Annotated in this window: 24 protein-coding genes; 3 read left to right on the plus strand and 21 right to left on the minus strand. The window is 67.6% G+C overall.

Annotated features, from left to right (window positions below; all coding sequences use genetic code 11):
• Positions 1-78: 78 nt before the first annotated feature.
• The 19 genes from LTV02_RS29235 to ftsH all read right to left on the minus strand — a co-directional run bounded on the left by LTV02_RS29235 (position 79) and on the right by ftsH (position 19288).
• Positions 79-2631: an ATP-dependent Clp protease ATP-binding subunit gene (locus LTV02_RS29235; protein WP_067718752.1), complete on the minus strand. Its 2553-nt coding sequence runs from the start codon at positions 2629-2631 to the stop codon at positions 79-81.
• 250 nt (positions 2632-2881) lie between these two features.
• Entirely contained in the window at positions 2882-3832 is a 951-nt protein-coding gene (locus tag LTV02_RS29240; protein WP_233035040.1) for an esterase/lipase family protein, read from the minus strand.
• Positions 3833-3985: 153 nt separating this feature from the next.
• The gene (locus LTV02_RS29245) at positions 3986-4630 is read right to left on the minus strand and encodes an anthrone oxygenase family protein (protein WP_233035041.1); all 645 of its coding nucleotides are present in this window, start codon (positions 4628-4630) and stop codon (positions 3986-3988) included.
• 122 nt (positions 4631-4752) lie between these two features.
• Entirely contained in the window at positions 4753-5313 is a 561-nt protein-coding gene (locus LTV02_RS29250; RefSeq protein WP_233041740.1) for an FHA domain-containing protein, read from the minus strand.
• 261 nt (positions 5314-5574) lie between these two features.
• On the minus strand, positions 5575-5940 hold the full coding sequence (locus LTV02_RS29255; protein ID WP_067718743.1) for a histone-like nucleoid-structuring protein Lsr2: 366 nt from the start codon (positions 5938-5940) through the stop codon (positions 5575-5577).
• Between the two features lie 117 nt (positions 5941-6057).
• Positions 6058-7524, minus strand: a complete 1467-nt coding sequence (lysS, locus tag LTV02_RS29260; protein ID WP_067718741.1) for a lysine--tRNA ligase — start codon at positions 7522-7524, stop codon at positions 6058-6060.
• Positions 7525-7699: 175 nt separating this feature from the next.
• On the minus strand, positions 7700-8131 hold the full coding sequence (locus LTV02_RS29265; RefSeq protein WP_408639270.1) for a rhodanese-like domain-containing protein: 432 nt from the start codon (positions 8129-8131) through the stop codon (positions 7700-7702).
• Positions 8128-8745, minus strand: coding sequence for a cysteine dioxygenase (locus LTV02_RS29270; RefSeq protein WP_233035042.1), 618 nt, complete (start codon positions 8743-8745; stop codon positions 8128-8130). The genes LTV02_RS29265 and LTV02_RS29270 overlap by 4 nt, the downstream gene beginning before the upstream one ends.
• A gap of 194 nt (positions 8746-8939) precedes the next feature.
• Complete coding sequence (locus tag LTV02_RS29275) at positions 8940-9737, minus strand: type III pantothenate kinase (RefSeq protein ID WP_233035043.1); 798 nt, start codon at positions 9735-9737, stop codon at positions 8940-8942.
• 13 nt (positions 9738-9750) lie between these two features.
• Positions 9751-10170, minus strand: a complete 420-nt coding sequence (gene panD, locus LTV02_RS29280; protein ID WP_067718736.1) for an aspartate 1-decarboxylase — start codon at positions 10168-10170, stop codon at positions 9751-9753.
• 13 nt (positions 10171-10183) lie between these two features.
• Positions 10184-11110 carry a pantoate--beta-alanine ligase gene (gene panC / locus LTV02_RS29285; RefSeq protein WP_233035044.1) on the minus strand — a complete coding sequence of 309 codons (927 nt, stop codon included), beginning with the start codon at positions 11108-11110 and terminating at the stop codon, positions 10184-10186.
• Positions 11110-12039 (minus strand): Rossmann-like and DUF2520 domain-containing protein, encoded by a 930-nt coding sequence (locus LTV02_RS29290; RefSeq protein ID WP_233035045.1) that lies wholly within the window; start codon positions 12037-12039, stop codon positions 11110-11112. The genes panC and LTV02_RS29290 overlap by 1 nt, the downstream gene beginning before the upstream one ends.
• Before the next feature lie 402 nt (positions 12040-12441).
• Positions 12442-13641, minus strand: coding sequence for a DUF6779 domain-containing protein (locus LTV02_RS29295; protein WP_233035046.1), 1200 nt, complete (start codon positions 13639-13641; stop codon positions 12442-12444).
• 69 nt (positions 13642-13710) lie between these two features.
• Complete coding sequence (locus tag LTV02_RS29300; protein ID WP_233035047.1) at positions 13711-14181, minus strand: DUF3180 domain-containing protein; 471 nt, start codon at positions 14179-14181, stop codon at positions 13711-13713.
• Positions 14182-14188: 7 nt separating this feature from the next.
• The gene (gene folK / locus LTV02_RS29305) at positions 14189-14719 is read right to left on the minus strand and encodes a 2-amino-4-hydroxy-6-hydroxymethyldihydropteridine diphosphokinase (protein ID WP_233035048.1); all 531 of its coding nucleotides are present in this window, start codon (positions 14717-14719) and stop codon (positions 14189-14191) included.
• Positions 14716-15099: a dihydroneopterin aldolase gene (gene folB / locus LTV02_RS29310; RefSeq protein WP_233035049.1), complete on the minus strand. Its 384-nt coding sequence runs from the start codon at positions 15097-15099 to the stop codon at positions 14716-14718. Before folB ends, folK begins: the two co-directional genes overlap by 4 nt.
• Positions 15096-15953: a dihydropteroate synthase gene (gene folP, locus LTV02_RS29315; RefSeq protein WP_233041741.1), complete on the minus strand. Its 858-nt coding sequence runs from the start codon at positions 15951-15953 to the stop codon at positions 15096-15098. Before folP ends, folB begins: the two co-directional genes overlap by 4 nt.
• A gap of 209 nt (positions 15954-16162) precedes the next feature.
• On the minus strand, positions 16163-16786 hold the full coding sequence (gene folE / locus LTV02_RS29320; RefSeq protein ID WP_233035050.1) for a GTP cyclohydrolase I FolE: 624 nt from the start codon (positions 16784-16786) through the stop codon (positions 16163-16165).
• Between the two features lie 150 nt (positions 16787-16936).
• Positions 16937-19288, minus strand: coding sequence for an ATP-dependent zinc metalloprotease FtsH (gene ftsH, locus LTV02_RS29325; protein WP_067718714.1), 2352 nt, complete (start codon positions 19286-19288; stop codon positions 16937-16939).
• A gap of 340 nt (positions 19289-19628) precedes the next feature.
• Here ftsH and LTV02_RS29330 point away from each other — a divergent pair, with 340 nt between their 5' ends.
• Positions 19629-20522 carry a hypothetical protein gene (locus LTV02_RS29330; RefSeq protein WP_233035051.1) on the plus strand — a complete coding sequence of 298 codons (894 nt, stop codon included), beginning with the start codon at positions 19629-19631 and terminating at the stop codon, positions 20520-20522.
• A gap of 58 nt (positions 20523-20580) precedes the next feature.
• On the opposite strand, the gene LTV02_RS29335 is transcribed toward LTV02_RS29330, so the two are convergent.
• Entirely contained in the window at positions 20581-21417 is an 837-nt protein-coding gene (locus tag LTV02_RS29335; protein ID WP_233035052.1) for a DUF1266 domain-containing protein, read from the minus strand.
• Positions 21418-21545: 128 nt separating this feature from the next.
• Between LTV02_RS29335 and LTV02_RS29340 the strand changes: the two genes are divergently transcribed.
• Positions 21546-21818, plus strand: coding sequence for a DUF2277 family protein (locus LTV02_RS29340; protein ID WP_067718706.1), 273 nt, complete (start codon positions 21546-21548; stop codon positions 21816-21818).
• Positions 21819-21859: 41 nt separating this feature from the next.
• On the opposite strand, the gene LTV02_RS29345 is transcribed toward LTV02_RS29340, so the two are convergent.
• The gene (locus tag LTV02_RS29345) at positions 21860-23299 is read right to left on the minus strand and encodes a helix-turn-helix domain-containing protein (protein WP_233035053.1); all 1440 of its coding nucleotides are present in this window, start codon (positions 23297-23299) and stop codon (positions 21860-21862) included.
• Positions 23300-24258: 959 nt separating this feature from the next.
• Here LTV02_RS29345 and LTV02_RS29350 point away from each other — a divergent pair.
• Positions 24259-25836, plus strand: a complete 1578-nt coding sequence (locus tag LTV02_RS29350; RefSeq protein ID WP_332909603.1) for an aldehyde dehydrogenase family protein — start codon at positions 24259-24261, stop codon at positions 25834-25836.
• The last annotated feature ends 1 nt before the right edge of the window (position 25837 follow it).

Here is a 25837-nt window from a genome sequence, read left to right on the forward strand (position 1 = left end):
AGCTCAGGCCGGGACTGCGGAAGCCCCGCACACCGGAGTGGTGTGCGGGGCTTCCGTTGTCTCGCTGGACCTTTCGGACTACTCGCCCGAGGCGGCCGCGGCATCACCCGCGAGGGCGACGACCGGCTTGTCCTCGGCGGCCTCGTCCTTCTTGGTCAGCTTGGCCTTGGCCGTGAACGTGAACTTGGCGTTCTCGCCCTGGCCTTCGCCGTCCCAGCCTTCCACGTCGACCACCACGACCTGACCGGCGCCCAGTTCGCCGAAGAGGATCTTCTCCGACAGCTGGTCCTCGATCTCGCGCTGGATGGTGCGACGCAGCGGGCGGGCGCCGAGCACCGGATCGAAACCGCGCTTGGCCAGCAGGCTCTTGGCCTGCGGGGTCAGCTCGATCTCCATGTCCTTGTTCCGCAGCTGCGTGGCGACGCGGCCGATCATCAGGTCCACCATCTGCACGATCTGCTCGCTGGTCAGCTGGTGGAAGACGATCACGTCGTCGATACGGTTCAGGAACTCCGGGCGGAAGTGCTTCTTCAGCTCGTCGTTGACCTTCTGCTTCATGCGCTCGTAGTTCGAGCCCTCGACATTGCTCTGGGTGAAGCCCAAGCCCACGGCCTTCGAGATGTCCTGGGTGCCGAGGTTCGAGGTGAAGATCAGCACGGTGTTCTTGAAGTCGACCGTGCGACCCTGGCCGTCGGTGAGACGACCGTCCTCCAGGACCTGCAACAGGGTGTTGTAGATCTCCTGGTGGGCCTTCTCGATCTCGTCGAAGAGCACGACCGAGAACGGCTTGCGGCGCACCTTCTCGGTGAGCTGGCCGCCCTCTTCGTAGCCGACGTAGCCCGGAGGGGCGCCGAAGAGCCGCGAAGCGGTGAAGCGGTCGTGGAACTCGCCCATGTCGATCTGGATGAGCGCGTCGTCGTCGCCGAACAGGAAGTTCGCCAGCGCCTTGGACAGCTCGGTCTTACCGACACCGGACGGACCGGCGAAGATGAACGAGCCCGAGGGACGCTTCGGATCCTTCAGACCGGCGCGCGTACGGCGGATGGCCTTGGACACGGCCTTGACCGCGTCCTCCTGGCCGATGATCCGGCGGTGCAGCTCGTCCTCCATGCGGAGCAGACGGGTGGTCTCCTCCTCGGTGAGCTTGAACACCGGGATACCGGTCCAGTTGGCCAGCACCTCCGCGATCTGCTCGTCGTCGACCTCGGCCACGACGTCCAGATCACCGGAGCGCCACTGCTTTTCGCGCTCGGCCCGCTTGGCGACGAGCTGCTTCTCCTTGTCGCGCAGGCGCGCGGCCTTCTCGAAGTCCTGCGCGTCGATGGCGCTTTCCTTCTCGCGGCGGGCGTCGGCGATCTTGTCGTCGAATTCGCGCAGGTCCGGCGGCGCGGTCATCCGGCGGATGCGCATGCGCGCGCCCGCCTCGTCGATGAGGTCGATGGCCTTGTCCGGCAGGAACCGGTCGTTGATGTACCGGTCGGCCAGCGTCGCCGCCGCCACCAGCGCGGAGTCGGTGATGGAGACGCGGTGGTGCGCCTCGTACCGGTCGCGCAGGCCCTTGAGGATATTGATGGTGTGCTCGACCGTCGGCTCGCCGACCTGCACCGGCTGGAACCGGCGCTCCAGCGCGGCGTCCTTCTCGATGTACTTGCGGTACTCGTCGAGGGTGGTCGCACCGATGGTCTGCAGCTCACCGCGAGCCAGCTTCGGCTTCAGGATCGAGGCCGCGTCGATGGCGCCCTCGGCGGCACCCGCACCCACGAGCGTGTGCAGCTCGTCGATGAACAGGATGATGTCGCCGCGGGTGTTGATCTCCTTGAGCACCTTCTTCAGGCGCTCTTCGAAATCACCGCGGTAGCGGCTGCCCGCGACCAGGGAACCCAGGTCGAGGGTGTAGAGCTGCTTGTCCTTCAGCGTCTCCGGCACCTCGCCGTTGACGATGGCCTGCGCCAGGCCCTCGACCACGGCGGTCTTACCGACACCGGGCTCGCCGATCAGGACGGGGTTGTTCTTGGTACGGCGCGAGAGCACCTGCATCACGCGCTCGATTTCCTTCGAGCGGCCGATGACCGGGTCCAGCTTGCCTTCGAGGGCGGCCTGCGTCAGGTTGCGGCCGAACTGATCCAGCACCAGCGAGGTGGACGGCGTCCCGGCCTCGCCACGGGTGCCCGACTCCACGGCTTCCTTACCGCCCTGGTACCCGGACAGCAGCTGAATCACCTGCTGGCGCACGCGGTTCAGGTCCGCGCCCAGCTTGACCAGCACCTGCGCCGCGACGCCCTCACCCTCGCGGATCAGGCCGAGCAGGATGTGCTCGGTGCCGATGTAGTTGTGGCCCAGCTGCAGCGCTTCGCGCAGCGACAGCTCGAGCACCTTCTTGGCGCGCGGGGTGAAGGGAATGTGACCCGACGGGGCCTGCTGGCCCTGCCCGATGATCTCCTCGACCTGCGACCGCACGCCTTCGAGCGAAATGCCCAGCGACTCCAGCGACTTGGCGGCGACGCCTTCACCCTCATGAATCAGACCCAGCAGGATGTGCTCGGTGCCGATGTAGTTGTGGTTGAGCATCCTGGCCTCTTCTTGTGCCAGAACGACGACCCGCCTAGCGCGGTCGGTGAACCTCTCGAACATCGCTCCCTCACTTCCTGCTCCGCTGTCAACGGCATCCGGCGCTTCAGTACCCGACTGTGCGTCAGCCTGCCATGAAGCCCTGGGGTTGCTTCCCCCGACTCCACTCTAGTTGTCGGGGGTCACGCACGTCGCCCGTCCACCCTATTGCGAACCAGCGACAACACGAGTCATTAGGTCATAACGGGGCTGTAGCCGGGATCGTTTCCGACCCGGCTACGCCCACAGCGAACAAACCCGTCTGCTCGAATGATTACCCGGTGAAGGGGGCCACGAACCCGCACGGCACATCACGCTGATGTTCCGGATCGAGACCGTTCAGGGCAAAGGCGGCCGAGCGCCAGCTGCCGGCGATGGCCAGGTGATCGGAGTAATCGATGGGGCAACCGTCCTGCACCACGTGGTTGACCGCGTTCGGCGCTTCGACGACCCCGATCGAGTAGGGCACCACCAGTTCGTCGTAGATGCCGATGATGTTGGTGTAGGAGACGGTCGGGTCGTAGATGCCGTCCGCGTTGAGCGCGGTCATGAAGTCCGCGCCGCCGGTCATCTGGGTGCAGGGGGTGCAGACGCCGCCGCCGAGCAGGGCGTCGACGTTCGAGACGCCGAGCGCCGTGGAGAAGGCGCGCACGGCCTTCATCTGATCGCCGTAGGTGCCGAGCCAGGGTGCGGCGATGGCGATGAAGTTCCCGACGTGCCCGGAGCCGCCGAGCCGCTTGATGAAGTACTGGGCGACGATATTGCCCTGCGAATGGGCGACGAAGTCGACCTTGTCCGCGCCGGTCGCGGCCCGGACCCGGGCCACGAAGGACGCCAGCTGCAGGCCGCTGGTCTCGATCGGTTGCATGCCGCCCATGGCGTTCAGCGGCCAGGGGACGTCGAGAGCGCCGTAGGTCAGCGAGTAGACGCAGTAGCCCTCGTTGGCCAGCAGCGGGGCGTACGCGCCCCAATTGGTCTGTGCCCCACCGGCGGTGCCGTGCACCAGCACGACGGGATCGGGGTGGGCGGCGGTGGGTTTGCAGTTCCAGTCGTTCGAACCGGGCAGGGAGCCACCGGGATTCGCGAGCTCGTAGGGGATGCCGGCGAAGAAGTTGTAGACCACCGGGTATTCGGCCCGCGCGGTACCGGCCGCGGCCGTCCATAACCCCGCCAGTATCACCAAGATCAGCATCGATCCCGGCGTACGCCGCAGCATACGTCGCATGAACCCCTCCAAAACTAGAACGCGTTCCGGACAAGGTAGCCGGAGCATCGGGCAGTTCGGGGGCGTACCGGCGAGTAACTATTACAACGTGTTACGCACACAGGAAAAATGCGCCCCGCCCGGAAGGGCGGAGCGCATGTTTCCTGCTCGAATTCAGCGGTTCCAGTTCTGCCCCGGCTGCAGCGGCGCCTGACCCGGCTGCTGCACCGGCGCCTGGCCGTACGGCGCGGCCGCCTGGCCGAACTGCGGGCCACCGGCCACCGCACCCACCGGCGCGGCGGCGGCCGAGTTCTGCGACTTGCCGTGCTGCACACCGGCCACGAACAGGGCGCCCATCAGCACCAGGAAGGCCAGCGTGTGCAGGATGGCCCGCAGCACGTTCCAGCGCACCCAGGAATCCTCGAACTGCGCCCGCACCGCGGCGATATCGCCGATCTGCCCGACATCGCCGGCCGCGGCCAGCTGGTCGTTCAGCGGCACGTTCAGCCCCGAGGTGATCCCGAAGGCGATGATATTGATGACCAGCGCCGCCACCGTCCAGATCAGCACGGTGCGAACGTCTTTGCCCAGATGCAGGGCGGCCGCCAGGATGCTGAACCCGACGGTTCCCATGAAGCCGATCATGAACCACGGGTTGATGATGACCACGTTGATCTTCTGCATCACGTCGACGAAAGTGCGGTCGTCCGACTGATGCAGGGCACCCATCACCGAGGTCGCGTAGGCGTAGAACACTCCGGCGATCAGACCGGTCGTAAGCGTCGCGGCGACCAGAGCGGCCATGCGAAGTGCGAACATTTGACTATCTCCTGACTGGGTCTGTTCCCCGCCGAAATCTTCGGGGGATCAATGACTTCCAGTCAACCGCTGCGGCTCCGCACTCTCCATCGCTCAGAAGCTCACGCGCATGAGCTTCCGTCTCACAGGTCGCGTTCGGAGATCACGCCGGAGCGCAGCGCCAGATTCGCCAGCTGTACCCGCTTGGCGTTCTGCGGCAGATCCTCCACGCCGAACTTGGCGAACAGCGCGCGCAGATGCGTCTTGATGGCGTCCACGCTCAGGAACAGCTCGGCCGCGATCTGCTGATTGGAGGCCGGCGAGGCGAACCCGTCGTTGCCGCGCAGCGGTCGGCACAGCGCCACCAGCACCGAGCGCTGGGTTTCGGTGAGCGAGCGCAGGGTGGGCAGGCCGCCGGTGGAGGTCTGCGTGATATCGCCTGCGGCGCCGCTGAAGTCGTGATAGGTGATGCGCGAGGTGCCCATCCGGATGACATCGCCGGGCTGCAGCCGATGGCGGCCGACCAGGCGATCGCCGTTGACGAAGGTGCCGTTGCGGGACAGCCCGTCGTCGACGATGGTCCAGTGCGGGCCCAGGTATTCGGCGGTGGCGTGCAGCCGGGACACCTCGACGTCCCAGAACAGCGAAAGATCGGCCTGCGGGGAGCGGCCGATGGTGATGCGAGGCTGATCAGGGGTCAGCATCAACTCGTGCTGACGGCCCTCGTGATCCTTCACTCGCAGGAGTGAACCGTGAAATGCGGTCACTGTGCCGATACCTTCTCTCTACACCCAGCCAGTGACATCATGCACACAGTTTCAATGGTGCCTGCCCGCTTCGGCCCGAGCAAGATCGGGGCTCGTAGATGGGCGACGACCACCCATCGGAGTTATACGCAAAGCGTATGAATAAACCACTGCCGCCCGGGTTCGCACGAAACACCCGAGCGGCAGTCGAATCGGCGACTAGTTCTTGACAGCAGCCTTGTTGTAAGCCTCGGTGATGTCCGCGGAGATACGACCGCGCGCCGAAACCTTGTGTCCATTACGACGCGCCCATTCACGAATGGCGGCGCTCTGTTCACGATCGATGGAGATCCGGCCCTTGGGCGCAGCGCCCGCGGCGCCGGCGGCGACCTTGGTGCGGCGGCGTCCACTCACCCGACGCGCACTGGAAACCCAGACCTCGAGCCCGTCCCGCAGCTTGGCCGCATTCTCCGTCGACAGGTCGATCTCGTACGAGACGCCATCGATAGCGAACTCGATGGTCTCGTCCGCGATGGACTCACCGTCGACATCGTCGATCAAGCTAACGGTGACCTTCTTTGCCATGAGATGAACGTCCTCTCGAAATCGTGCGACCCGCATAGTTAGGCCGATTACCCGAACCCAGAATAGCGCTAATTGCAATACTCCCAGAACGGGCCTCGACAATGCAATCCAGCGAACTCAGCGAGACGATGGACGCACAATTGGAAAGAGTATCGTTTCCCGGATTCCCAAGCCAGTCAGGGCCATCAGCAAACGATCGATACCCATACCGGTTCCGGTCGTCGGCGGCATACCGTGCTCCATCGCGGCAAGGAAGTCCTCGTCCAGGCGCATAGCTTCATCGTCACCGGCGGCGGCCAAACGCGCCTGATCAACGAATCTTTCGCGCTGGATGACCGGATCCACGAGTTCGGAATATCCGGTGGCGAGTTCGAACCCGCGCACATAGAGGTCCCACTTCTCGGTAACCCCGGGTTTGCTGCGATGCTGACGCGTCAACGGAGAGGTCTCCACCGGGAAGTCCCGCACGAAAGTCGGGGCGTACAGCTTGTCGCCGTAGACGTGCTCCCAGAGTTCCTCGACGAGTTTGCCGTGACCGTAGCCCTTGTCCGCCGGAATTTCCAGACCCACGCGATCGGCGAGCGCCAGCAATTCCTCGACCGAAGTTTCCGGAGTGACCTCCACACCGATCTGCTCGGACAGCGACGGGTACATCTCGACCGTCGTCCACTCGCCGGACAGATCGTATTCGGTGCCATCGGCAAGGGTGACGACCTGCGTGCCGTACACCTCCTGCGCGACTTCCTGGATCAATTCCCGCATCATCTTCGCGGAATCGTCGTAGGTGCCGTACGCCTCGTAGGTTTCCAGCATTGCGAACTCCGGCGAATGCGTGGAGTCGGCGCCTTCGTTGCGGAAGTTCCGGTTGACCTCGAACACCTTCTCCAGGCCGCCGACCACACAGCGCTTCAGGAACAGCTCCGGCGCGATACGCAGGAACAGCTCCATATCGAGCGCATTGGAGTGGGTGGCGAACGGACGGGCCGCGGCGCCGCCGTGAATGGTCTGCAGCATCGGGGTCTCGACCTCGAGGAAACCCCTGCGCTCCAAGGCATTACGCAGCGCGCGCACCGCCTTGACGCGGGTGCGGGCCATTTCCCGGGCCTCCGGGCGCACGATCAGATCGACATAGCGCTGGCGGACGCGGGCCTCTTCCGACATCTCCTTGTGCGCCACCGGCATCGGGCGCAGCGCCTTGGCGGCCATCTGCCACTCGTCGGCCATCACGCTCAATTCGCCGGTGCGGGAGGCGATCACCTCACCGTGCACGTAGACGAAGTCGCCCAGGTCGACATCGGACTTCCAGGCCGCGAGAGCATCGGCGCCGACGCCGTTCAGGCTGATCATGGCCTGCAGCTTGGTGCCGTCGCCCTCCTGGAGGGTGGCGAAACACAGCTTGCCGGTATTCCGGACGAAAATGACCCGGCCCGCGATTCCGACCACCTGACCGGTCTGCGTATCCGCTTCGAGATCGGGGTACGCCGCGCGAATTTCGGCCAGGGTGTGGGTGCGGGACACCACCACCGGATAGGCCTCGCGGCCTTGCTCCAGCAACCGCTCCCGCTTCTCCCGGCGAATCCGCATCTGCTCGGGAACATCGTGCTCGACAGCATCCTTCGCACGGGTTTGCCCAGCAGGAGCCGTGTTGCTACCGGTGGAAGTGGGGTTGGGGGTGCTCACGGGTTTCAAGGGTATATGGCGTGGGAAAGCGAATTTCCCGCGCCCGGGTCAGAGGCGGCGGTCCCGTGCACCCCGGGGTCTACAACCAGGCGAGCGCCGCGACCTCGCGCTGGAAGTGCGGGGCGGCCGCAGCCACATTCAGCAGTCCGGCGGCTTTGGCGGCCTGATATCCGCCCACCAGGTCGGTGGCGCGGCGCAGGCCCAGCTGCTGCAGCGAGGCGGCGGCCAGACTCGAGGTGTAACCCTCGGAGCACAGGATGATCCATTCCACATCGTGGTCCTCGGCCAGCGCGAGGCGCGCGGAACTGGTCGGATCCAGCCGCCATTCCAGGACATTGCGCTCGATGACCAGCGCGCCGGGGAAGGTCCCCTCCTTCAGGCGCTGGGCCTGCGGGCGGATATCCACCAGAATCGCACCGCGCGCGATGGCCTGCGGCAATTCGTAGGCGTAGATCCGTCGCAGCGTCTCGCGCGCCTGGGCGAGCATGCCGTCGATGGTCAAGTGCGTCATTCGAGTTCGCCTTCGGGCTGATCGGTCAGGACGGAACGGGTGCGCCGCAGGGTGCCGTGGCCGGTGACCTCGTAATAGGACATGGCCGTCAGCGGCGGCGAATAGGCGTGCACGCTCAAAGTGGGATTCAACGGGCCGGTGATTCCGGCTTCCTCGGCCGGCGCGCGAACCACGTCGTGCACCCAGCCGAGCGGAAAAGACGCCTGATCGCCCGCGGTGAGGGTGCGGCGGCGCAATTCCTGGCCATTCCAGCGATATTCGGAAAGTGCACCGGACAAAACGGTCAGCGCGCCCAGCGAGCCGGCGTGATCGTGCAGTTCGGTGTACTTGCCCTCGGCCCAGCTGATCAGCCAGAGATCGACCTCGTCGTCGGCGATCAGCCTTGCGGCCCAACGGTTTTCGGTCGGCCACAGGCCGCCCTGCGGAAGCAGGTGATCGTAGCGGCCCTCCAGGACGTCCTGCGCTCCCTCATCGGTGAGACGCAGCAGATCGGCCGGCCGGAGCCGGGTGGGGAGAGCCGAGGCGGTGGCCCGTTCGGTGACCTCGGGCAACAGCCGCGAGGCGCCGGTGTGGGCGGAATCGTTCTTCGACAGCGAAAGCAAAGAAGATCGCATGAGCGAAACTCCAGGAGGTGTGTAAATGGCCGGGGGCTATACGAAGCCTCGACGACCGTCGAGGCGAGTCAGCCTCGACAACACTCCTGGGTGCTCATGCGGGAATACACGTCGGCGAGTCTAACAGCGCATCTCCGGGAAGCAACAGACCCTCCCGGAGACGACTGGATCACTTTTACTCAGACCGGTCGGTATCAGGCCCGGGCGCGGCGTTGCTGGTTGCGCTCGTACACCAGGCGCAGGCCATCCAGGGTCAGGTTGGGTTCGTGATGCTCGATGGTCTCCGACTCCGGGACGATCAGCGGCGCGCTGGCACCCGTCGCCACGATGGAGACGTCATCGCCGGAGAAGGCGTCGAACTCGTCGCGAATACGGTCGATCAGACCGTCGACCAGCCCGGCGAAACCGAAGATCGCGCCCGACTGCATGCACTCCATGGAATTCTTGCCGACCACCGAACGCGGCCGCGCCAACTCCGCCCGGCGCAGCGCACTGCGCTCCACCAACGCCTCGGTGGAAATCTCCACACCGGGCGCGATGATGCCGCCGAGAAATTCGCCCTTGGCCGAAACCAGATCCACGCAGATGGCCGTGCCGAAATCCACCACGATGGCCGGCGACTGGAAACGGTGATATGCCGCAAGGCAATTCACGATTCGATCCGCGCCCACTTCTTTCGGATTGTCCACCAGCAACGGAATACCGGTGCGCACACCGGGTTCCACCACCACGTGCGCCACATGACCCCAATAACGGGTCAGCATCTCGCGCAGCTCGCGCAGTACCGGCGGCACCGTCGACAAGGCCGCGACACCGGTCACCTGCTCGGCGTCCGCGCCGATCAAACCGCGCACCTGCAAAGCGAATTCGTCCGCCGTCAGCAGCGGATTGGTGTGCATCCGCCAGTGCCGGGCCAGCTTCGCGTGATCGCCGCTACCGGTGAACAGCCCCAGCTCGATACTGGTGTTGCGGACATCGATGGTCAGCAGCATGCCCGCCCGCCGCTCAGACGGCCGAGAGCGTGCGCGGGGAGATCAGATCCGAGCCCTCCGGGGCGTGCGCCGGGTCGGTGCCCAGCTCGATCGGGCGATTGCGCTCATCCACGAAAACCACGTGCGGAGCGTAGTTCTCGAGCTCCTTCGCGTCCATCATGCCGTAGGCGATCAGAATGACCAGATCACCCGGGTGCACGAGATGCGCTGCGGCGCCGTTGATTCCGATCACGCCGGAACCGCGCTCGCCCGCGATCACATAGGTCTCCAGCCGGGCGCCGTTGGTGATGTCGACGATCGAGACCTTCTCGCCCTCGAGCAGATCGGCGGCGTCCAGCAGATCCTGGTCGACCGTGACCGAGCCGACGTAGTGCAGGTCGGCGTGAGTCACCGTGGCGCGGTGGATCTTCGAGGTCATCATGGTGCGCAACATCGTCGTCGCCTTCCTAGTGAGACGCCTGGGCAGGCTGGTCGGGGGTGGTCGGGTGGCCGTCGATCGGAGCGCCGATCTTGACGGGCATATTGTCGATGAGCCGGGTATTGCCGACCCGGGCCGCGACCAGCAGGCGGGCATTGCCGGTCGGCCATTCCTCGGAGAAGTCCGAACCGCGCAGCGCCAGGTAGTCGACGTCGATCTCGGGGGCCAGATCCAGCACCGACTGCGCGGCTTCCAGCACCGCTTCCGGGCCAAGGCCGCCGGAGTGGCGGCCGGCCAGCAGGGCGGCGGACAGGGTGGCGGCGAGCTCGCGCTGTTCCTCGCTGAGGTAGCGGTTGCGCGAGGACATGGCCAGGCCGTCGCGTTCGCGGACGGTGGCGGCGGGGACGATCTTCACGTCCATGTTCAGGTCCACCACCATCTGGCGGATCAAAGCCAGCTGCTGGTAATCCTTTTCGCCGAAGAACGCCTCGTGCGGCCGGCAGATGTTGAACAGCTTGGAGACCACGGTCAGCACGCCGGAGAAATGCCCCGGGCGGGTCGCGCCCTCGAGGATGTCGCCGAACGGGCCGGCCTGCACCGTGGTGCGCGGGCCGAACGGGTACATGTCGTTGGCGCTGGGCGCGAACACCAGCTCGACGCCCTCGCCGCGCAGCAGTTCCACGTCGGCGTCCAGGGTGCGCGGGTACTTGTCGAGGTCCTCGTTCGCGCCGAACTGCAAGGGGTTCACGAAGATCGAGACGATGACGGTGGTGTTGGACAGCTTCGCCAGCCGCACCAGCTCCAGGTGGCCCTCGTGCAGCGCGCCCATAGTGGGGACCAGCGCGACCCGGCGGCCGACCGACTTCAGGGCCTTGACGACCTTGGTCATGACGACCGGATCGTGGTGCACGGTCAGTTCGCCGCGCTTGTAACTGCCGATCAGTTTGGGGTCCATCAGTGTCCTTCCAGCAGTTCGATCAGGGCGGGATTGGTGCGGGCACGTTCGGCCGAACGCAACGAGAGCGCGCGATAGCCGGCTTCCAGGCGGGGATCCACGGCGGCGAGGGCGTTCAGATGCGCGGCCACCGCGGCCACGTCACCGCGCGCGACCGGGCCCGTCAGCGCGGATTGCCCACGGCGCAGGGCATTGTCGAGCGCGGCCGAGGCGAGCGGGGCCAGCATGCGTTCGGCCAGGCCGTTGGGCTGATCGTCGACGATCTGCTGACCCAGCAGGCCCGGGCCGGCGAGGGCGGCCCGAAGTGCTTCCACCGCATCGACGATGAGCGTGACCAGGTGATTACTGCCGTGCGCCAGGGCCGCGTGATACAGCGTGCGGTTCTCCTCGGCGACCCGCACCGGCTCCCCGCCCATCTCGATGACCAGCGACTGGGCGATGGCGAAGCCGATATCGTCCGCCGCGGTCACGCCGAAGCAGGCATTGGACAGGCGGGCCACATCCTCGTCGTGCCCGGTGAACGTCATCGCCGGATGAATGGCCAGCGGCAGTGCGCCCTGCTCGGTGAGCGGAGCCAGGATTCCCACCCCGTTCGCACCGGAGGTGTGCGCCACGATCGTGCCGGGCCGCACCACCATCGCGGCGGCCAATCCCGAGATCAGCCCGGCCAATTCACTGTCCGGCACCGCCAGGATCAGCAATTCGCTCCGCGCCGCCACCTCTTCGGCGGGCAGAATCCGCGAATCCGGCAGCCGGGTCTGCGCACGCCGCACCGACGCGTCCGAAATCGCGGAAACGCCGAAAACCACGTGACCGGCACGCTCGAGTGCCGCACCCAGAGCGGACCCGACGCGTCCCGCCGAGACGATTCCCACCGTCAACCGTGCAGGCGCAAGATCGGTTCCGCAGACATCCTTGTCCGAGGTCACCCTTGTCCTCTCGAAAGTCGTTCCAGTCCCGCCATGCGGGTACCGGACGTTACTTGCCGAGAATATCGGCCCCGATTCGGGACGACCACCGACTGTGGGAATGCCCACTCCCGGGGCCCTCAGGGGCAAGCCCCTGAAACCCCGATATACGAATCCGGAGGCCGCTCGGGCCAAGCCCCTGAAACCCCGATGTACGAATCCGGAGGCCACCCGGGCCAAGCCTCGGAAACCCCGATATGCGAATCCGGAGGCCACCCGGGCCAAGCCTCGGAAACCCCGATATGCGAATCCGGAGGCCACTCGGACCAAGCCTCGGAAACCCCGATATGCGAATCCGGAGGCCACTCGGGCCGAGCCTCGGAGACCCCGATGTGCGGATTTCGGCGGCCGGGGTGAGGTAGGTCAGCGTTCGCTTTCGGAGCGGAGATTGGCCATGATCTCGGCTACCGAGAGGCGGGGGCCGGAGTCGGTGGATTCCTCGGAGCGGCGACGGCGACGGGAGCTGGCGGTGCCCATCGGGGTGGAGGCGCGAGACGGCGACGGGTGGGTGGGGTTCGGACCCGAGGCCGGGTGGTCGTGGCCGTTCGCCGCCGAGGCGGCGGGCTCGGCGGCGGCCGGGGTGGGCACCGGGTCGGTGGGGGTGTTGCCGGCGGGGATTTCGGTTTCGAACCAGGCGACCTGGGTGAGCTGTTCGCGCTCCAGGCCGGTGAGGGGTTCGGTGCGAGTGGGTTCCGGGGCCTCGGCGGTGCGGGCGCGGAAGTCGGCGGATTTGGGTGCGCCGGGGCGGGATTGGGTGGCGTCGGTCGCGGCCAGGTCGGGGGCGAAGGCGCGGTCGGGGGTGACGGGCGGCGCGGCGGGGGTGGGGTCGGCGGGTTCGTCGTCGTCGAAACCGCTCAGGCGCACGGCGGAGAAGCTGCCGGTGTCGAAGGTGACGATGGAGGTTTCGGCGGTCACCGGGTCGTCGAAGGGGGTGGCGAAGGCCGGGGGTTCGGGATGGTCGGCGTCGAAGACGGGGGCCATGCGGGCGTGCAGGTCCTGCTCGTCCTCGTCGGGCGTGGACCACGGATCCCAGGGCTCGGTTTCCGTCCAGTTATTGTTCGCGGAATTGCCATTGGTGGCGGGGTCGCGGGCGGGCAGTTCCGCCACGCGCACCGCTTCGGCGCGCAATGCGGGCCGCTCTTCGAGCAGATCGCCGTCGAACAGGCGGTGCAGGTTCTCCCGGAGAATGGCGAGTTCGGCACGCAGCGCGGCCATTTCCTCGGCATTGGCGCCCACCTCGCGGCGCACCCGGGTCTCGACGCCGAGCTCGTATTCCCGGCGGGCAGCAACCTCGCGCTCCAGCTGCAGTTGGTAGACCTTTTGCAGGTCACCCACTTTCGCCTTGTCGACCGCCGCCTCCCTGCGATAACGGGTGGCCGCGAGGGCTCCGATGGCGGCCGCCCAGAGGGCCGCGACCAGGCCGACCCGAATCATGTGCGGGTTGTCGCTGAAGACCAGGAAAATACTGGCTACCAGTCCGAGGAGAAGCAGTACGCCGGTGAAAAACTTTCCCGCGTCTTCTCGCCGTCGACGGGAAGTGCTGCTACGGGAGGGTGAAACCATGTCCGCCAGCGTAGCTTGATCTACCGACCAAGTCCGCCACCTTGGGAATGATCACTGCCAACCTGTTAGCTAAGAAGTAGCTGCCTCATCGGGCGGATCTATCGGCGCCCGGCAGCAATATTCCAGCCACAACGCCGCCGCCACCAATGCCAGCCCGGCCACCAGCCCGACCACCGCGCCCGGCGTATCCGAGGCCGCCGCGCTCATATCCGATCGATTCGGCAGCAGCCAGATCAGGAACCCCAGCCAGATACCGCCGACCAGCGACCCCACCTGCAACGACGCCTTGGCCAGCGCCACCGCCCGGGCCGCCGTGATCGGATGCAGCTGGCGCGGCCCGTCCCCGATCCCGCGGTTCTCCACCCGCGCCCGCACCACGAACGCCAGCACCGCTTCCAGCACCGCCACCGGCAGCAGCGAGGCCCCCGAGAACACGGTGATGGGCGGGAAACTCGAATACGCGATATTGGTCGCCACCCAGGCGATCACCGCCGCCAGCGCGACATTCGCGCACAGATCCAGCACCCGTGTCGGTTTCACGGCATCACTACTTCCAGCCCAGCGCGTGCCCGGTGCGGCGGACGCCGTCGACCTCGGCGGCATCCAAGGCGGACAACCACTCCCGCAGCGAGCGCACCCTGCCGGCGGCTTCCAGCGTCGCGTCCGGCTCCACTTCCAGCCACGGCACCAGCACGAAGGCGCGATGGTGCGCCTGCGGGTGCGGCAGCGTCAGCGTCGGATCCAGGCTGCGGACCACCACCTGCGCGTCCCGGCGGCGCTGCGCGGCCCAGACCACGTCCACATCGAGAGTGCGCGCGCCCCACCGGACTTCGCGCACCCGGTCGGCGGCCTGCTCCAGCTCCTGGCCCAGCTGCAGCCAGTCCGAGGGCTCCAGCGCCGGATCCTCGGCCACCAGTACGGCATTCAGGTAGTCCTGCTGCGGCACGCCGCCCCACGGCGGGGTGGAGTACACCGACGACACGGCCAGCAGCCGCGGCCGCAGCGCGTCCACCACGCTGCGCAGATGGGCGAGCCGATCGCCGAGATTGGATCCGATCGACAGGACTACCCGGGTCACCCCTGCTCCTCCGGTTCGCGACGGCGGGACGTGACTACTCGAACGTCTTCGAAAGCGTGCGGGATCGGTGCGGAAGGCTTGTGCAGCACCACTTCCACGGCCGCGATCCGGGTATCGGACACGATGATGGCGTCGGCCACCTCGGACACCACCGTCTCGATCAGATCGCGCGGCGGCCCGGAGACGATGGCCACCACCTGATCGGCCAGCTCCCCGTAGTGGATGGTGTCGCCGATATCGTCGGATTTGGCCGCCGCCGTGAAATCCGTCCACAGCGTCACATCGACCACGAACTCCTGGCCGTCGCGCTTCTCGAAGTCGAAGACGCCGTGATGGCCGTACACCTTCAGGCCGCGCAGTTCGATCCGGTCCGTGCTCAATTCGGTTCTCCTCGTCCCCGCCGATACCGGCCGCGCAGCCGGGAGGCGGCGCGAGTGCAGGCATCGGCGACGGCAATGGCGTCCAGCGAGGCGCGCACATCGTGCACGCGTACGCCCCAGGCCCCGTGTTCGGCGGCCAGCGCGGAAATGGTGGCGGTGGCGATCTCGCGGCCGTCGGGCGGGCGCGGGCCCGCCTCGTCGGCCAGCAGCGCGCCGAGGAAACGCTTGCGCGAGGCCCCGATCAGGATCGGCAGCCCCGCGTCCATCATCTCGGTGAGCCCGAAGTACAAGGCGCCCAGCAGTTCCCAGTTGTGGTCGGCGTTCTTGGCGAACCCCAATCCCGGGTCGATGACCAGCTGGTCGAAGTCCACGCCGCCCGCGACCGCGAGATCGACCTGGGCGTGCAGTTCCTCCCACACCCGCGCGACCACGTCGTCGTACTGTTCGGCCGGCCCGGTGTGCCGGTAGTCGGCGTCGGCCCGCCAGTGCATGAGGATCCACGGAATCCGCGCCTCGGCAACGACTTTCACCATGTTGGCGTCGGCCCGGCCGCCGGAGACGTCATTGACCATGGCCACCCCGGCCTCGATGGCCGCCTCGGCCACGCTCGCCCGCATGGTGTCCACGCTGGTCGGCACCCCGGCCGCGGCCAGCCCGCGAATCACCGGCGCGACCCGCGCGGCCTCGGTCGCGGGATCGATCCGGATAGCGCCGGGCCGCGTCGACTCGCCGCCGACATCGATGATGTCCGCGCCCATCTCGTACAGCTCGATCCCGTGCGCCACCGCCAACTCCGGGTCCAGAAACCGACCACCATCGGAGAAAGAATCGCTGGTGACATTCACAACGCCCATCACCACGCAGGAGCGTCCCCCGCGCGGTTCCAACAGGCGTGATGTCACAGCCCCCTCCGGCTGAGGGACCGCCCCCGAGGTTCGCGGCCCGTCTCGTTCTGGACCGAGTAGAGCGGGGGAGCGAAGCGGAGGAGCTGAGGGAGGGAAGAACGAGACATCAAGGGCCGCGAACACGCCCGGAGCGAAGCGGAGGGCAAATTAGACACGGCTCACTTCCGGAGAATGAGGTCGAGGGCCTCGGCGCGCGAGGCGGCGTTGGTTTGCAGCAGGCCGCGCACCGCCGACGTGGTGGTCGACGCGCCGGGCTTGCGAATTCCGCGCATGGCCATGCACAGGTGCTCGGCCTCGATCACCACGATGGCGCCGCGCGGGTCCAGCTTCTCCATCACCGCGTCCACGATCTGGCTGGTGAGGCGTTCCTGCACCTGCGGGCGCTTGGCGTACAGATCCACCACGCGCGCCAGTTTGGACAGCCCGGTGACGCGGCCGTGCGGGCCGGGGATGTAGCCGACGTGCGCGACGCCGTGGAAGGCCACCAGGTGGTGTTCACAGGTGGAGTACATGGTGATGTCGCGGACCAGCACCAGTTCCTGATGCCCCTCGTCGAAGGTGGTGTTGAGCACCTCGGACGGTTCGGTGTAGAGCCCGGCGAACATTTCCCGGTAGGCCCGCGCCACGCGCGCGGGGGTGTCGGCGAGGCCCGGGCGGTCCGGATTCTCACCGACCGCGATCAGCAATTCGCGCACGGCAGCCTCCGCGCGCTCCTGATCGAACGGCCGACCGGTGTCGAGCGCCAGCGGGCCCGAAACGACACGGTTGTTGGTGGCCGACAATCGACACCTCCTGTGTTGAATTGCCGCGTAGTGAAGTGCGGCCTGTCCGCGGTCGCCGACGGCCCGGCCGATGCGCGTGGCAGGCGTTTCACCTGCCCCGCGAACCGGACCGAGCCGGGCCACGAACCTCTCGAGCGTATCGGGACCCGGTCAGCGACGACCGTTCGGTCCGTCCCAACCGTTGTCGCCGTCCTCGTCATTCCCGGCGGGGCGACCCGATTCCGGCTGCGCCGGTTGCGGATACCCGGACTGGCCGGGCTGGTACCGCTGATTGCCGGCCGGAGCCCAGCCGCCGTAGGCGGGGCGGGCGGGCGGTTGCTGCGGTTCGTCCTCCTGCGGCGGCCAGCCCGGAGCGGACCAACCGGCCGGTGCGCCGTAGTCGGGGCGCGAACCGTGCGTACCGCTCCCGTGCCGCGGATAGGCCGGAGCCGGCTGCGGCGCGGGATAACCGGCCGGAGCGGGATAGCCGTACTGCGGCGGGGCCGGAGCGTACGGATCCGGCGCGTAACCACCATTGACAGGCTGGCCGGCGGGCACCGGGGTGCGGGCCGACTCGTCCGGCCACGGCTCGCCGCGCTCGGTCGCCAGCTCGCGCGGGGTCTTCACCGGCGGCCGATCCGAGGGGGTGCGCCCGCCGAAATCGTTGAAAGCGGTGATGCGCGGCCGCTTTTCGACGGTGCCGAGCACGGTCTCGAGATCCTTGCGGTGCAGGGTCTCGCGCTCCAGCAGCGCGGTGGCCAGGGCGTCCAGCTCGTCGCGGTACTCGTTGAGCACCGCCCACGCCTCGGTGTGCGCGGCCTCGATGAGGTTGCGCACCTCCTCGTCGATCTCGCGGGCGACCTCGTGCGAGTAGTCCGAGCCGGTGCCCATGGACCGGCCCAGGAACGGGTCGCCCTGCTCCTGGCCATAGCGCACCGCGCCCAGGCGAGCGCTCATGCCGTATTCGGTGACCATCGCGCGGGCGATCTTGGTGGCCTGGTCGATATCGGAGGAAGCGCCGGTGGTGGGCTCGTGGAAGACCAGTTCCTCGGCCGCGCGACCGCCCATGGCGAACACCAGGCGGGCGATCATCTCCGAGCGGGTCATCAGGCCCTTGTCGTCCTCGGGCACCGTCATGGCATGGCCGCCGGTGCGGCCGCGGGCCAGGATGGTGACCTTGTAGACGGGCTCGATGTCCGGCATGGCCCACGCGGCCAGGGTGTGCCCGGCCTCGTGGTACGCGGTGATCTTCTTCTCTTCCTCGCTGATCACGCGGGACTTGCGGCGGGGGCCGCCGATCACGCGATCGACCGATTCCTCCAGGGCCGCACCGGTGATCACATTGCCGTGCTCGCGCGCGGTCAGCAGCGCGGCCTCGTTGATCACGTTGGCCAGGTCCGCGCCGGACATGCCGACGGTGCGCTTGGCCAGACCGTCGAGGTCGGCGTCGGGCGCGATCGGCTTGCCCTGCGAGTGCACGCGCAGAATCGCGCGGCGGCCCGCCAGGTCCGGATTGCCGACCGGGATCTGCCGGTCGAAACGACCCGGGCGCAGCAGCGCGGGATCGAGGATGTCGGGCCGGTTGGTGGCCGCGATGATGATGACGCCGGTGCGCTCACCGAAGCCGTCCATCTCGACCAGCAGCTGGTTCAGCGTCTGCTCGCGCTCGTCGTGACCACCGCCGAGGCCCGCGCCGCGCTGGCGGCCGACCGCGTCGATCTCGTCGACGAAGATGATGCAGGGGCTGTTCTGCTTGGCCTGATCGAACAGATCGCGCACCCGGGAGGCGCCCACGCCGACGAACATCTCGACGAAGTCGGAACCGGAGATGGTGAAGAACGGGACGCCCGCCTCACCCGCGACGGCCCGGGCGAGCAGCGTCTTACCGGTGCCGGGCGGGCCGTAGAGCAGCACGCCCTTGGGGATCTTCGCGCCGAGCGCCTGGTAGCGCGCCGGGGCCTGCAGGAAGTCCTTGATCTCGTACAGCTCTTCGATGGCCTCGTCCGCGCCCGCGACGTCCTGGAACGTCGTCTTGGGCATGTCCTTGGACAGCAGCTTGGCCTTCGACTTGCCGAAGCCCATCATGCCGCCGCGGCCGCCGCCCTGCATGCGGGCCATCACGAAGATGAAAAGGCCCAGCAGAATGATCATGGGCAGCATGAACAGCAGAATCTGACTCAGCCAGGAATCCTGCTTGACGCTGGTGTCGACCTTGGCGCCGGTGGCATTGGCCGCCTGGAAGATCTGCGCGGAAATCTCGCCGCCGCCAGGGTATTTGGCGAGGATCTTGGTCTTGCTGTCGGTAGCATCATTGCCGTTCTTCAGCGTGATGCGGATCTGCTGCTCTTTGTCGTCGATCTGAACGTTGTCGACATTGTCTTTGTTCTGCAGCTGAGAAAGCGCCACCGACGTGTCGACCTTCTGCCAGCCGCGCGTGTCATCACTGAAGAAACTGACCAGATAGATCACGAGCAGGAAGCCCGCGACTATCGCCAGGTTGCGGAACACATTCTTGCGGGTCATAGAGCGTCGGCCGGCGGCCAGTCCTTTCCGGGGGGTGTATCCGGTTTGCCTGCGATGCTTGGTGGCGCGCCCGTTCCGGCGAACGGATGCGGACAAGCCACGTTACCCCGTAGGGTCGAGTCGTAACATCGCGCAGTTCGGCAGCTAGTGCAGTTCAACAGGTAAACGGCTGGAGAACGCGGGTGGTTCCCCGACCATCTGCGGCAACACGTCGGGTCGATCACCCCCTGGTGTCGGACCGAGTGGTCACAATGATGGCATGGTCGTCCTATCGTGAGTGACGACACAACAGAGCGCAGGGGGTATGGACATAGTCGAGCTACGGACACCCACAGCGATAGTGCGTCACGGCAACGGGCGGTTGACGGTGCTGCGGCCGGGTACGGACGGCGAGCGTGTGCTGGATGTGCCCGTAAGCGAACTTCTCAAGGTGCGTTTGAATCGGCGCGCCGACGACGCGGTCGTCATCGAGATCTACCTGCGCTACCCCACCCCCGTGCTGACCGGCGTGCCCGCCGACCGCACTCCCCTACCCGTGCTCATCGCCGAACACGATGTGCCCGCGGCGACGGTGATCGTCGAACGCATCAACAATCAGATTCTGGCGACCCAGCGCCTGGATGTCGCCGCCCCCGATCTCACCCCGCCCACCCCGTCCTGGGGCCGCAGCGGACCTGCCCGCGCCGATGTGGACCGTGCGGTCCGGCGGATGGCGCCCAAGCGCGATGGCAAACCGGCCGTCGCCGCCCTGCACCGCTATGTGACGCCCGACGAGTACGTGCTGGAGACGGCCGTCGTCACCGCACAGCCGCCCGCCGCCAAGGGGACCGGTCTGCTCGCCGTCACCACCACGCGGTTGATCTTCGTATCCATCGGCGCCAGTAGGCGATTCGCGCACGAACTGCCGATCGCCGCTTTGCTCTGGGCGCGCACCACCGACGATTCCGAGACCGGCGGCGCCGCGCCCGGCGAGTACGGGGTCGAAGTCAATGACGGTAATCAGACTTGGCATTTCACGGGTACCGATCGTGCCGATACCGACCGGGTCACCGGGGCCTTGAATTTCGCGATTCAGCGCGAGGTGGCCGATGGCGCCGCCGGGCCCGCGGATCCGGGTGTCTCCAAGCTGTATTCGGAGTGGGAGTTGCTGGTCGAGCGGCATTCGCTCGGCATGGTGGACGACGCGCAGTTCCAGCGCTACGGACGCGGGATTCTGCGTTCGCTGCCGGACTGAACGGATCGCACCGGAATTCGCCGCGGCCCGTCTCGAAAGAGGCGGGCCGCGGGCGTTTTCAGTCCTGGGCCTGCTCTTCGGGCTGCAGGGTGATGCGCCGCCACGGGCTGGACGGCCGCATCCACAGCCGCAGCAGTTCCATCCGGCGATCCACGCCACCGGATTTCAGTTCCGCCAGGTCCTCGCAGGCCTGCCAGTAGGTCCAGCCGGCCAGGTAGGCGTCGCCGAACTGCCGCCAGTTGCGGTACTTGCGCTGGGCCAGCGGCAGCGCGCGCATGAGGTAGTCCCACGCCACGTCCGCGTCGAGGTAGCCGGCGGTGTAGGCCATCCGCGCCACGGCCACCACGCGGGCCAGATCCCAGGCCTGGATATCGGTCGGCAGCGGACGGACCAAATGGTCGGTGAGCCCGAGTTTGATGGCCTGCGACCAGATGTCGTAGTCCCGGACCAGCGCTTCCGGATTCTCCATGCCCCGGAACGAACCCACCTGCCGCAGGAAGGCGCGATGGCGGTCCGCGCGTTCGCCGAAACGGTCGCGCTCGGCGGAATTGATGGCGGCCATGACGAGCGGGTGCACCAGCGCGTACAGCGGCGCGTGCATGCCCTCCAGCAGTTGCTCCATGGATGCCATGGCCTCGGTGCCGTCGGTGATGCCCCACGCGCCGGTCAGCGTGTCGATGGCCAGCTCGCGCCGGTCACCGAGCGGATGCTGGCGTTCGGGTCCGAGCAGCAGGGCGTCGTGGAAGGCGTCCCAGCGCGCCGAATAGAAGCCGCCGAGCGCCAGGGCGCGCAGTTCGTCGTCGTTGACCTGCGCACCGGACCAGTGGTCGTCCTCGCGCTGGTCGAGCTCCGGGTACGGAAAAGTCGTCAGCGTTGGCACGTCGCGGGCGGGCATACCGTCGATTGTTCCCCATCGATCTTGGAGTGGCCCACTATTCGCCGATAGCGTGTGGCGGCACTCTCCGGACAGTGTCGAATTCTTGCCCTGTCACACAAGGTAATCGGGCGCTAACCTCTGGGGGCATGAGCGGGAACATCACCCTCCTGCGTGGGCTGTCACCGGCAGCCACGGAGCAGGAAATCTACGCCGCCGCACAGGAATACGTGCGCAAGGTCGGCGGGGTGTCTGGATTGACAACGACCACCAAACCGGCCGTGGACAAGGCGGTGGCGGCCATCGCGGCGGCGACCACCGCGCTGCTGGCCGAATTACCGAGCCGGCCGGCCCCGGCGGAAAGCGAACCCCCCTTGCGGCGACGCGCCGCGCGGGAGGCATTGAACAAGGACGCGAGCTAGCCCAGGGAACCGGGCGTGCGGGGTGACCGTCCGCCCGGTTCTCACACGCCGTACACCGCGACACAGTCCAGCGCGAGGTCCAGGCGCGTCCCGTGCTGGTCGATGGGGTGGCCGAGCAGTTCCTCTATGCGCTGAATCCGATAGCGGACGGTGTTCTTGTGCACCCCGAGCGCTTTGGCCGCCGCCTCGGGACTGCGCCAGGCGCGCAGATACGCGTGCAAGGTTTCCCGCAGCCGGGCCGATTGCGCGTCCGGCGCGGCCAGCGGACCCAGTTCCCGCACGATGAGCGCCCGCATGGCCGCCTCGTCCACCCCGGCCAGGTACGCGAGTTCGACCTCCGCGTAATGCAATACCCGCGGCAATCCGGGCCGGGCCCGCTCCGCCACCTGTCGCGCCGCCACCGCCTCCCGATGCCCCTCCCGGAACCCGGCGATATGACCGCCCGGATTTCCCACCGCCACCCGCACCGGAGCCTCCACCGGCCACGCCGCCGCGAGCCGGCGCGGCTCGGTGCGAGCAGACCGAGCGGCGATCGCCCCCGGGGTCCGGCTGTGACCGGGGCGGTTCTCGAGGCCGCGGGCTGGGCTACCGCGGCCCGGGGGGTCCTCCGCGCGGGGCAGCTGCGCGGGGAGCAGCGCTTCGATCGCGCGGGTGGGGGCGGCCATCGTTCCGAGGTGGGTTTCCGGAGCGCCGGGCACGGTGTCGTCGTCCAGGCCGATCCAGGCCCAGAGCGCGGAGGCGCCGGCGGGGAGGGTGAGGGCGCTGCCGTTGCCGAGGGCGGTGGCGCAGCGGGCGACCACGCGTTCGAGGAGGCCGGTGACGACGTCGGCGCTTTCGGGACGGACGGCGCTGGGGACCTCGTCGATCCAGAGCAGGAGGGCGAGGTGGCGTTGGGCGAGCCGGTAGCCGAGGCGGGCGGAGGCGATCTCGATATCGAGTTCGGTGCCGTCGAGCAGGGCGCGGACGGTGTCGGTGCGCTGGCTCAGGGCGGCGCGCAGGCCCTGTTCGCGTTCGCGCATGTAGGTGTCGGTGAGGGTTTCGATGGAGGCGCTGACCCAGCGCGTGGTGCGGTCGAAAAGGCGCAGCAGGACGGCTTTTTCGAGATCGCGCGGCAGTTGGCGTTCGTCGAGGACGTCGGTCATGTAGTCCAGGACGGCTTCCTGGCCGAGGTGGTAGACGCGCAGCAGCAGGCGGACGTCGTGGCCGCGGCGGGCGATGGTGCGGGCGAAGTCGTGCGCCTGTTCGGGGACCGGATAGTCGGAGCGATCCTGGGTGAGCCCGGACAGTACTTCCAGGGCGTGGGCCCGGGTGCTGGCGGCGAGATCGCGCCGCATATCGCGATCCCGCAGCTCGGGGACGCGCGCGATGATGGCGGTGTCGAGCCGGGTCACCACGTTCTCGAGGGTTTCGGTGCGCAGCGTCTCCGCGACGAAGTCGGCGATCCAGCCGCGAATCACCTCACTACTCGCATCCGCCTGCACGCGCGACCCCTCCTTTGGTTCCAGAGCACAAATCCGGTGCGAAGAGTTGAGCCGAGAGGCCAAGCAGGCACCACCGAAATTGTGTCACGATCATAGTTCAGTGAGCTGTCGCACAGCTCGAGGACGGCCGTTCGCAACGCAGCGCACGTGGGGAGCAGACAAACGTGACCAATTCCGAACCCGCCGCGGGCTCCGCCCGCAAAACTCCCGCGCGAAAACCGGCCGCGAGCAAAGCGAAGGCCGAGACCGCCGACGCTCCGCGGGCCGCCAGCGCCAACGCCCCGGCCGCCCGATCCGCCGAACCCACACCGGTCAAGGCCACCGGCGCGGCGTCCGCGAAGAACGGCACCGCGGCGTCGGCGAAGAACGGCACCGCCCCATCCGCGAAGCCCGCGGGGGCGGCGCCCGCGAAAGCCAAGGCAGCGACCACCAAGTCCGCCAAGGCAGCGCCGGCGAAGGCCGCCCCGGCCAAGGCCACGAAGACCGCGAAGGCCGCCCCGGCCAAGACCGCGAAAGCCGCGCCCGCAAAGGCCACGCCCGCGAAAGCCGCCTCGCCCACCACCGCGAACGCGCCCACGCAGGTAACACCGCCCGATTCGGCCCGGATCCCGGCGACCGCACCCGTGAAGGCCGCCGCAACCGGACACGCACGGACCCCTGCGGCCGAATCCGCAGAAGCAACCGCAGCCGAAACCGCCCCGACCGAAACAACCGAACTGGCCCAGACCGACGTGGCCGAATCCGCGAAGACCGCCACAACCGAACTCGCGCAAACCCCGGCCGCCGAAACCGCGAAAACCGCCGAAACCGGACGCGCACGGACCCCCGCAGCCGAAACCGGGGATGCCGCGGAAACCGAACTCGCACAAACCCCTACGGCCGCATCCGCGCCGACCGAACCGACCGAACTCGCGCAGACCGCTGCGACCGAATCTGTGAAGGCGAACGTGACTGAACTCGTGCAATCTCCCGAGGCCGAATCCGCTTCCGCGGCAACGCCTGCGGTTCCTGCGGAGATCGAGGTGCGTAATCCCGCGACGGGCGAGGTGGTCGGGACGGTGCCGATCGATTCGGCCGAGACCGTGGCCGCGAAGGTGCGTGAGCTGCGGGTGCATCAGCGGGAGTGGGAGGCCATCGGGCCGGACGGGCGCAAGGAGTGGCTGCTCAAGTTGCAGGACTGGTTCGTGGACAACACGGATCGGCTCGCCGATGTCTTGCAGTCGGAGACGGGGAAGGCGCGGATCGACGCGCTCATCGATCCGGCGTTCTCCATCGACCTCACCGGGTACTACGCCCGGCGCGCGGCGAAATTCCTTGCCGACGAACATCCTTCGCCGCACAGCCCGCTGGCCCGGGTGAAGACGCTGACCACGGTGTTCCGCCCGTACCCGGTGGTCGGGGTGATCACACCGTGGAACTTCCCGCTGGCGATGCCGGTCATCGATGTGATTCCGGCGCTGGCCGCCGGCGCGGCCGTCATCCTGAAACCCTCCGAGGTGACCCCGCTTTCGGCGCTGGAGCTGGCGCGCGGCTGGCGGGAGATCGGCGCGCCGCCGGTGCTGGAAGTGGTCACGGGTGCGGGCGCGACCGGTGCGGCCGTGGTCGCCAATGCCGACTACGTGCAGTTCACCGGTTCCACGCCGACCGGTCGCAAGATCGCCGCCGCCTGCGTGGAGCGGATGATCCCGTACAGCCTGGAGCTCGGCGGCAAGGATCCGGCCATCGTCCTGGCCGACGCCGACCTGGACCGCGCCGCGCACGGCATCGCCTTCGGCGGGCTGTTCAACTCCGGCCAGGTGTGCATCTCGGTGGAGCGCGTGTACGTGGAAGCGCCTGTCTACGAAGAGTTCCTGCGCAAGCTGACCGCCGCGGTCAAGGAGGTCCGCCAGGGCGTGGACGGCCGCGTCCCCGAGTACGACATGGGCGCGCTGGCCAACGAGAACCAGGCCGATATCGTCACCCGGCACGTGGACGATGCGGTGAAGGCGGGCGCGCGGGTGCTCACCGGCGGTAAGCGCACCGGTGTCGGAACGCTGTTCGAGCCGACCGTGCTGGCCGACGTGGATCACTCCATGACCTGTATGACCGAGGAGACCTTCGGCCCGACGCTGCCGGTCATGAAGGTGGCCGACGAGTCCGAAGCCGTTCGTCTGGCCAATGATTCGATCTACGGCCTGTCCGCCTCGGTGTGGAGCGGCGACAAGGATCGCGCGGAACGCCTTGCGCGGCAATTGAACGCGGGCGCGGTGAACATCAACGACGTGTTCTCCAATATGTTCAGCTTCGCGCTGCCCATGGGCGGCTGGGGCCTGTCCGGCGTCGGTGCGCGCTGGGGCGGCCCGAACGGGGTGCGCAAGTACTGCAAGCAGCAGGCCATCACCAAACCGCTGCTGCCCACGCAGACCAAGGAACTGCTCTGGTTCCCGTACAACACCACCAAGCTGGGCTTCGCCCTGGCCGCCATGCGCGCGGCGGGTACGCGGGGCATGCGGCGGCTGTCGATTCAGGATGTCTTCAACACGGTTCGGGGGAAGTGAC

It is taken from the genome of Nocardia yamanashiensis, from assembly GCF_021183565.1.
Classification (GTDB): domain Bacteria; phylum Actinomycetota; class Actinomycetes; order Mycobacteriales; family Mycobacteriaceae; genus Nocardia; species Nocardia yamanashiensis.

Bases quoted from the DNA above. Each gene is read 5' to 3' on its own strand.
- LTV02_RS29235 (WP_067718752.1), bottom strand. From the start codon at position 2,631: ATGTTCGAGAGGTTCACCGACCGCGCTAGGCGGGTCGTCGTTCTGGCA.
- LTV02_RS29240 (WP_233035040.1), bottom strand. From the start codon at position 3,832: ATGCGACGTATGCTGCGGCGTACGCCGGGATCGATGCTGATCTTGGTG.
- LTV02_RS29245 (WP_233035041.1), bottom strand. From the start codon at position 4,630: ATGTTCGCACTTCGCATGGCCGCTCTGGTCGCCGCGACGCTTACGACC.
- LTV02_RS29250 (WP_233041740.1), bottom strand. From the start codon at position 5,313: ATGCTGACCCCTGATCAGCCTCGCATCACCATCGGCCGCTCCCCGCAG.
- LTV02_RS29255 (WP_067718743.1), bottom strand. From the start codon at position 5,940: ATGGCAAAGAAGGTCACCGTTAGCTTGATCGACGATGTCGACGGTGAG.
- lysS (WP_067718741.1), bottom strand. From the start codon at position 7,524: ATGCGGATTCGCCGGGAGAAGCGGGAGCGGTTGCTGGAGCAAGGCCGC.
- LTV02_RS29265 (WP_408639270.1), bottom strand. From the start codon at position 8,131: ATGACGCACTTGACCATCGACGGCATGCTCGCCCAGGCGCGCGAGACG.
- LTV02_RS29270 (WP_233035042.1), bottom strand. From the start codon at position 8,745: ATGCGATCTTCTTTGCTTTCGCTGTCGAAGAACGATTCCGCCCACACC.
- LTV02_RS29275 (WP_233035043.1), bottom strand. From the start codon at position 9,737: ATGCTGCTGACCATCGATGTCCGCAACACCAGTATCGAGCTGGGGCTG.
- panD (WP_067718736.1), bottom strand. From the start codon at position 10,170: ATGTTGCGCACCATGATGACCTCGAAGATCCACCGCGCCACGGTGACT.
- panC (WP_233035044.1), bottom strand. From the start codon at position 11,110: ATGGACCCCAAACTGATCGGCAGTTACAAGCGCGGCGAACTGACCGTG.
- LTV02_RS29295 (WP_233035046.1), bottom strand. From the start codon at position 13,641: ATGGTTTCACCCTCCCGTAGCAGCACTTCCCGTCGACGGCGAGAAGAC.
- folP (WP_233041741.1), bottom strand. From the start codon at position 15,953: ATGGGCGTTGTGAATGTCACCAGCGATTCTTTCTCCGATGGTGGTCGG.
- ftsH (WP_067718714.1), bottom strand. From the start codon at position 19,288: ATGACCCGCAAGAATGTGTTCCGCAACCTGGCGATAGTCGCGGGCTTC.
- LTV02_RS29335 (WP_233035052.1), bottom strand. From the start codon at position 21,417: ATGCCCGCCCGCGACGTGCCAACGCTGACGACTTTTCCGTACCCGGAG.
- LTV02_RS29340 (WP_067718706.1), top strand. From the start codon at position 21,546: ATGAGCGGGAACATCACCCTCCTGCGTGGGCTGTCACCGGCAGCCACG.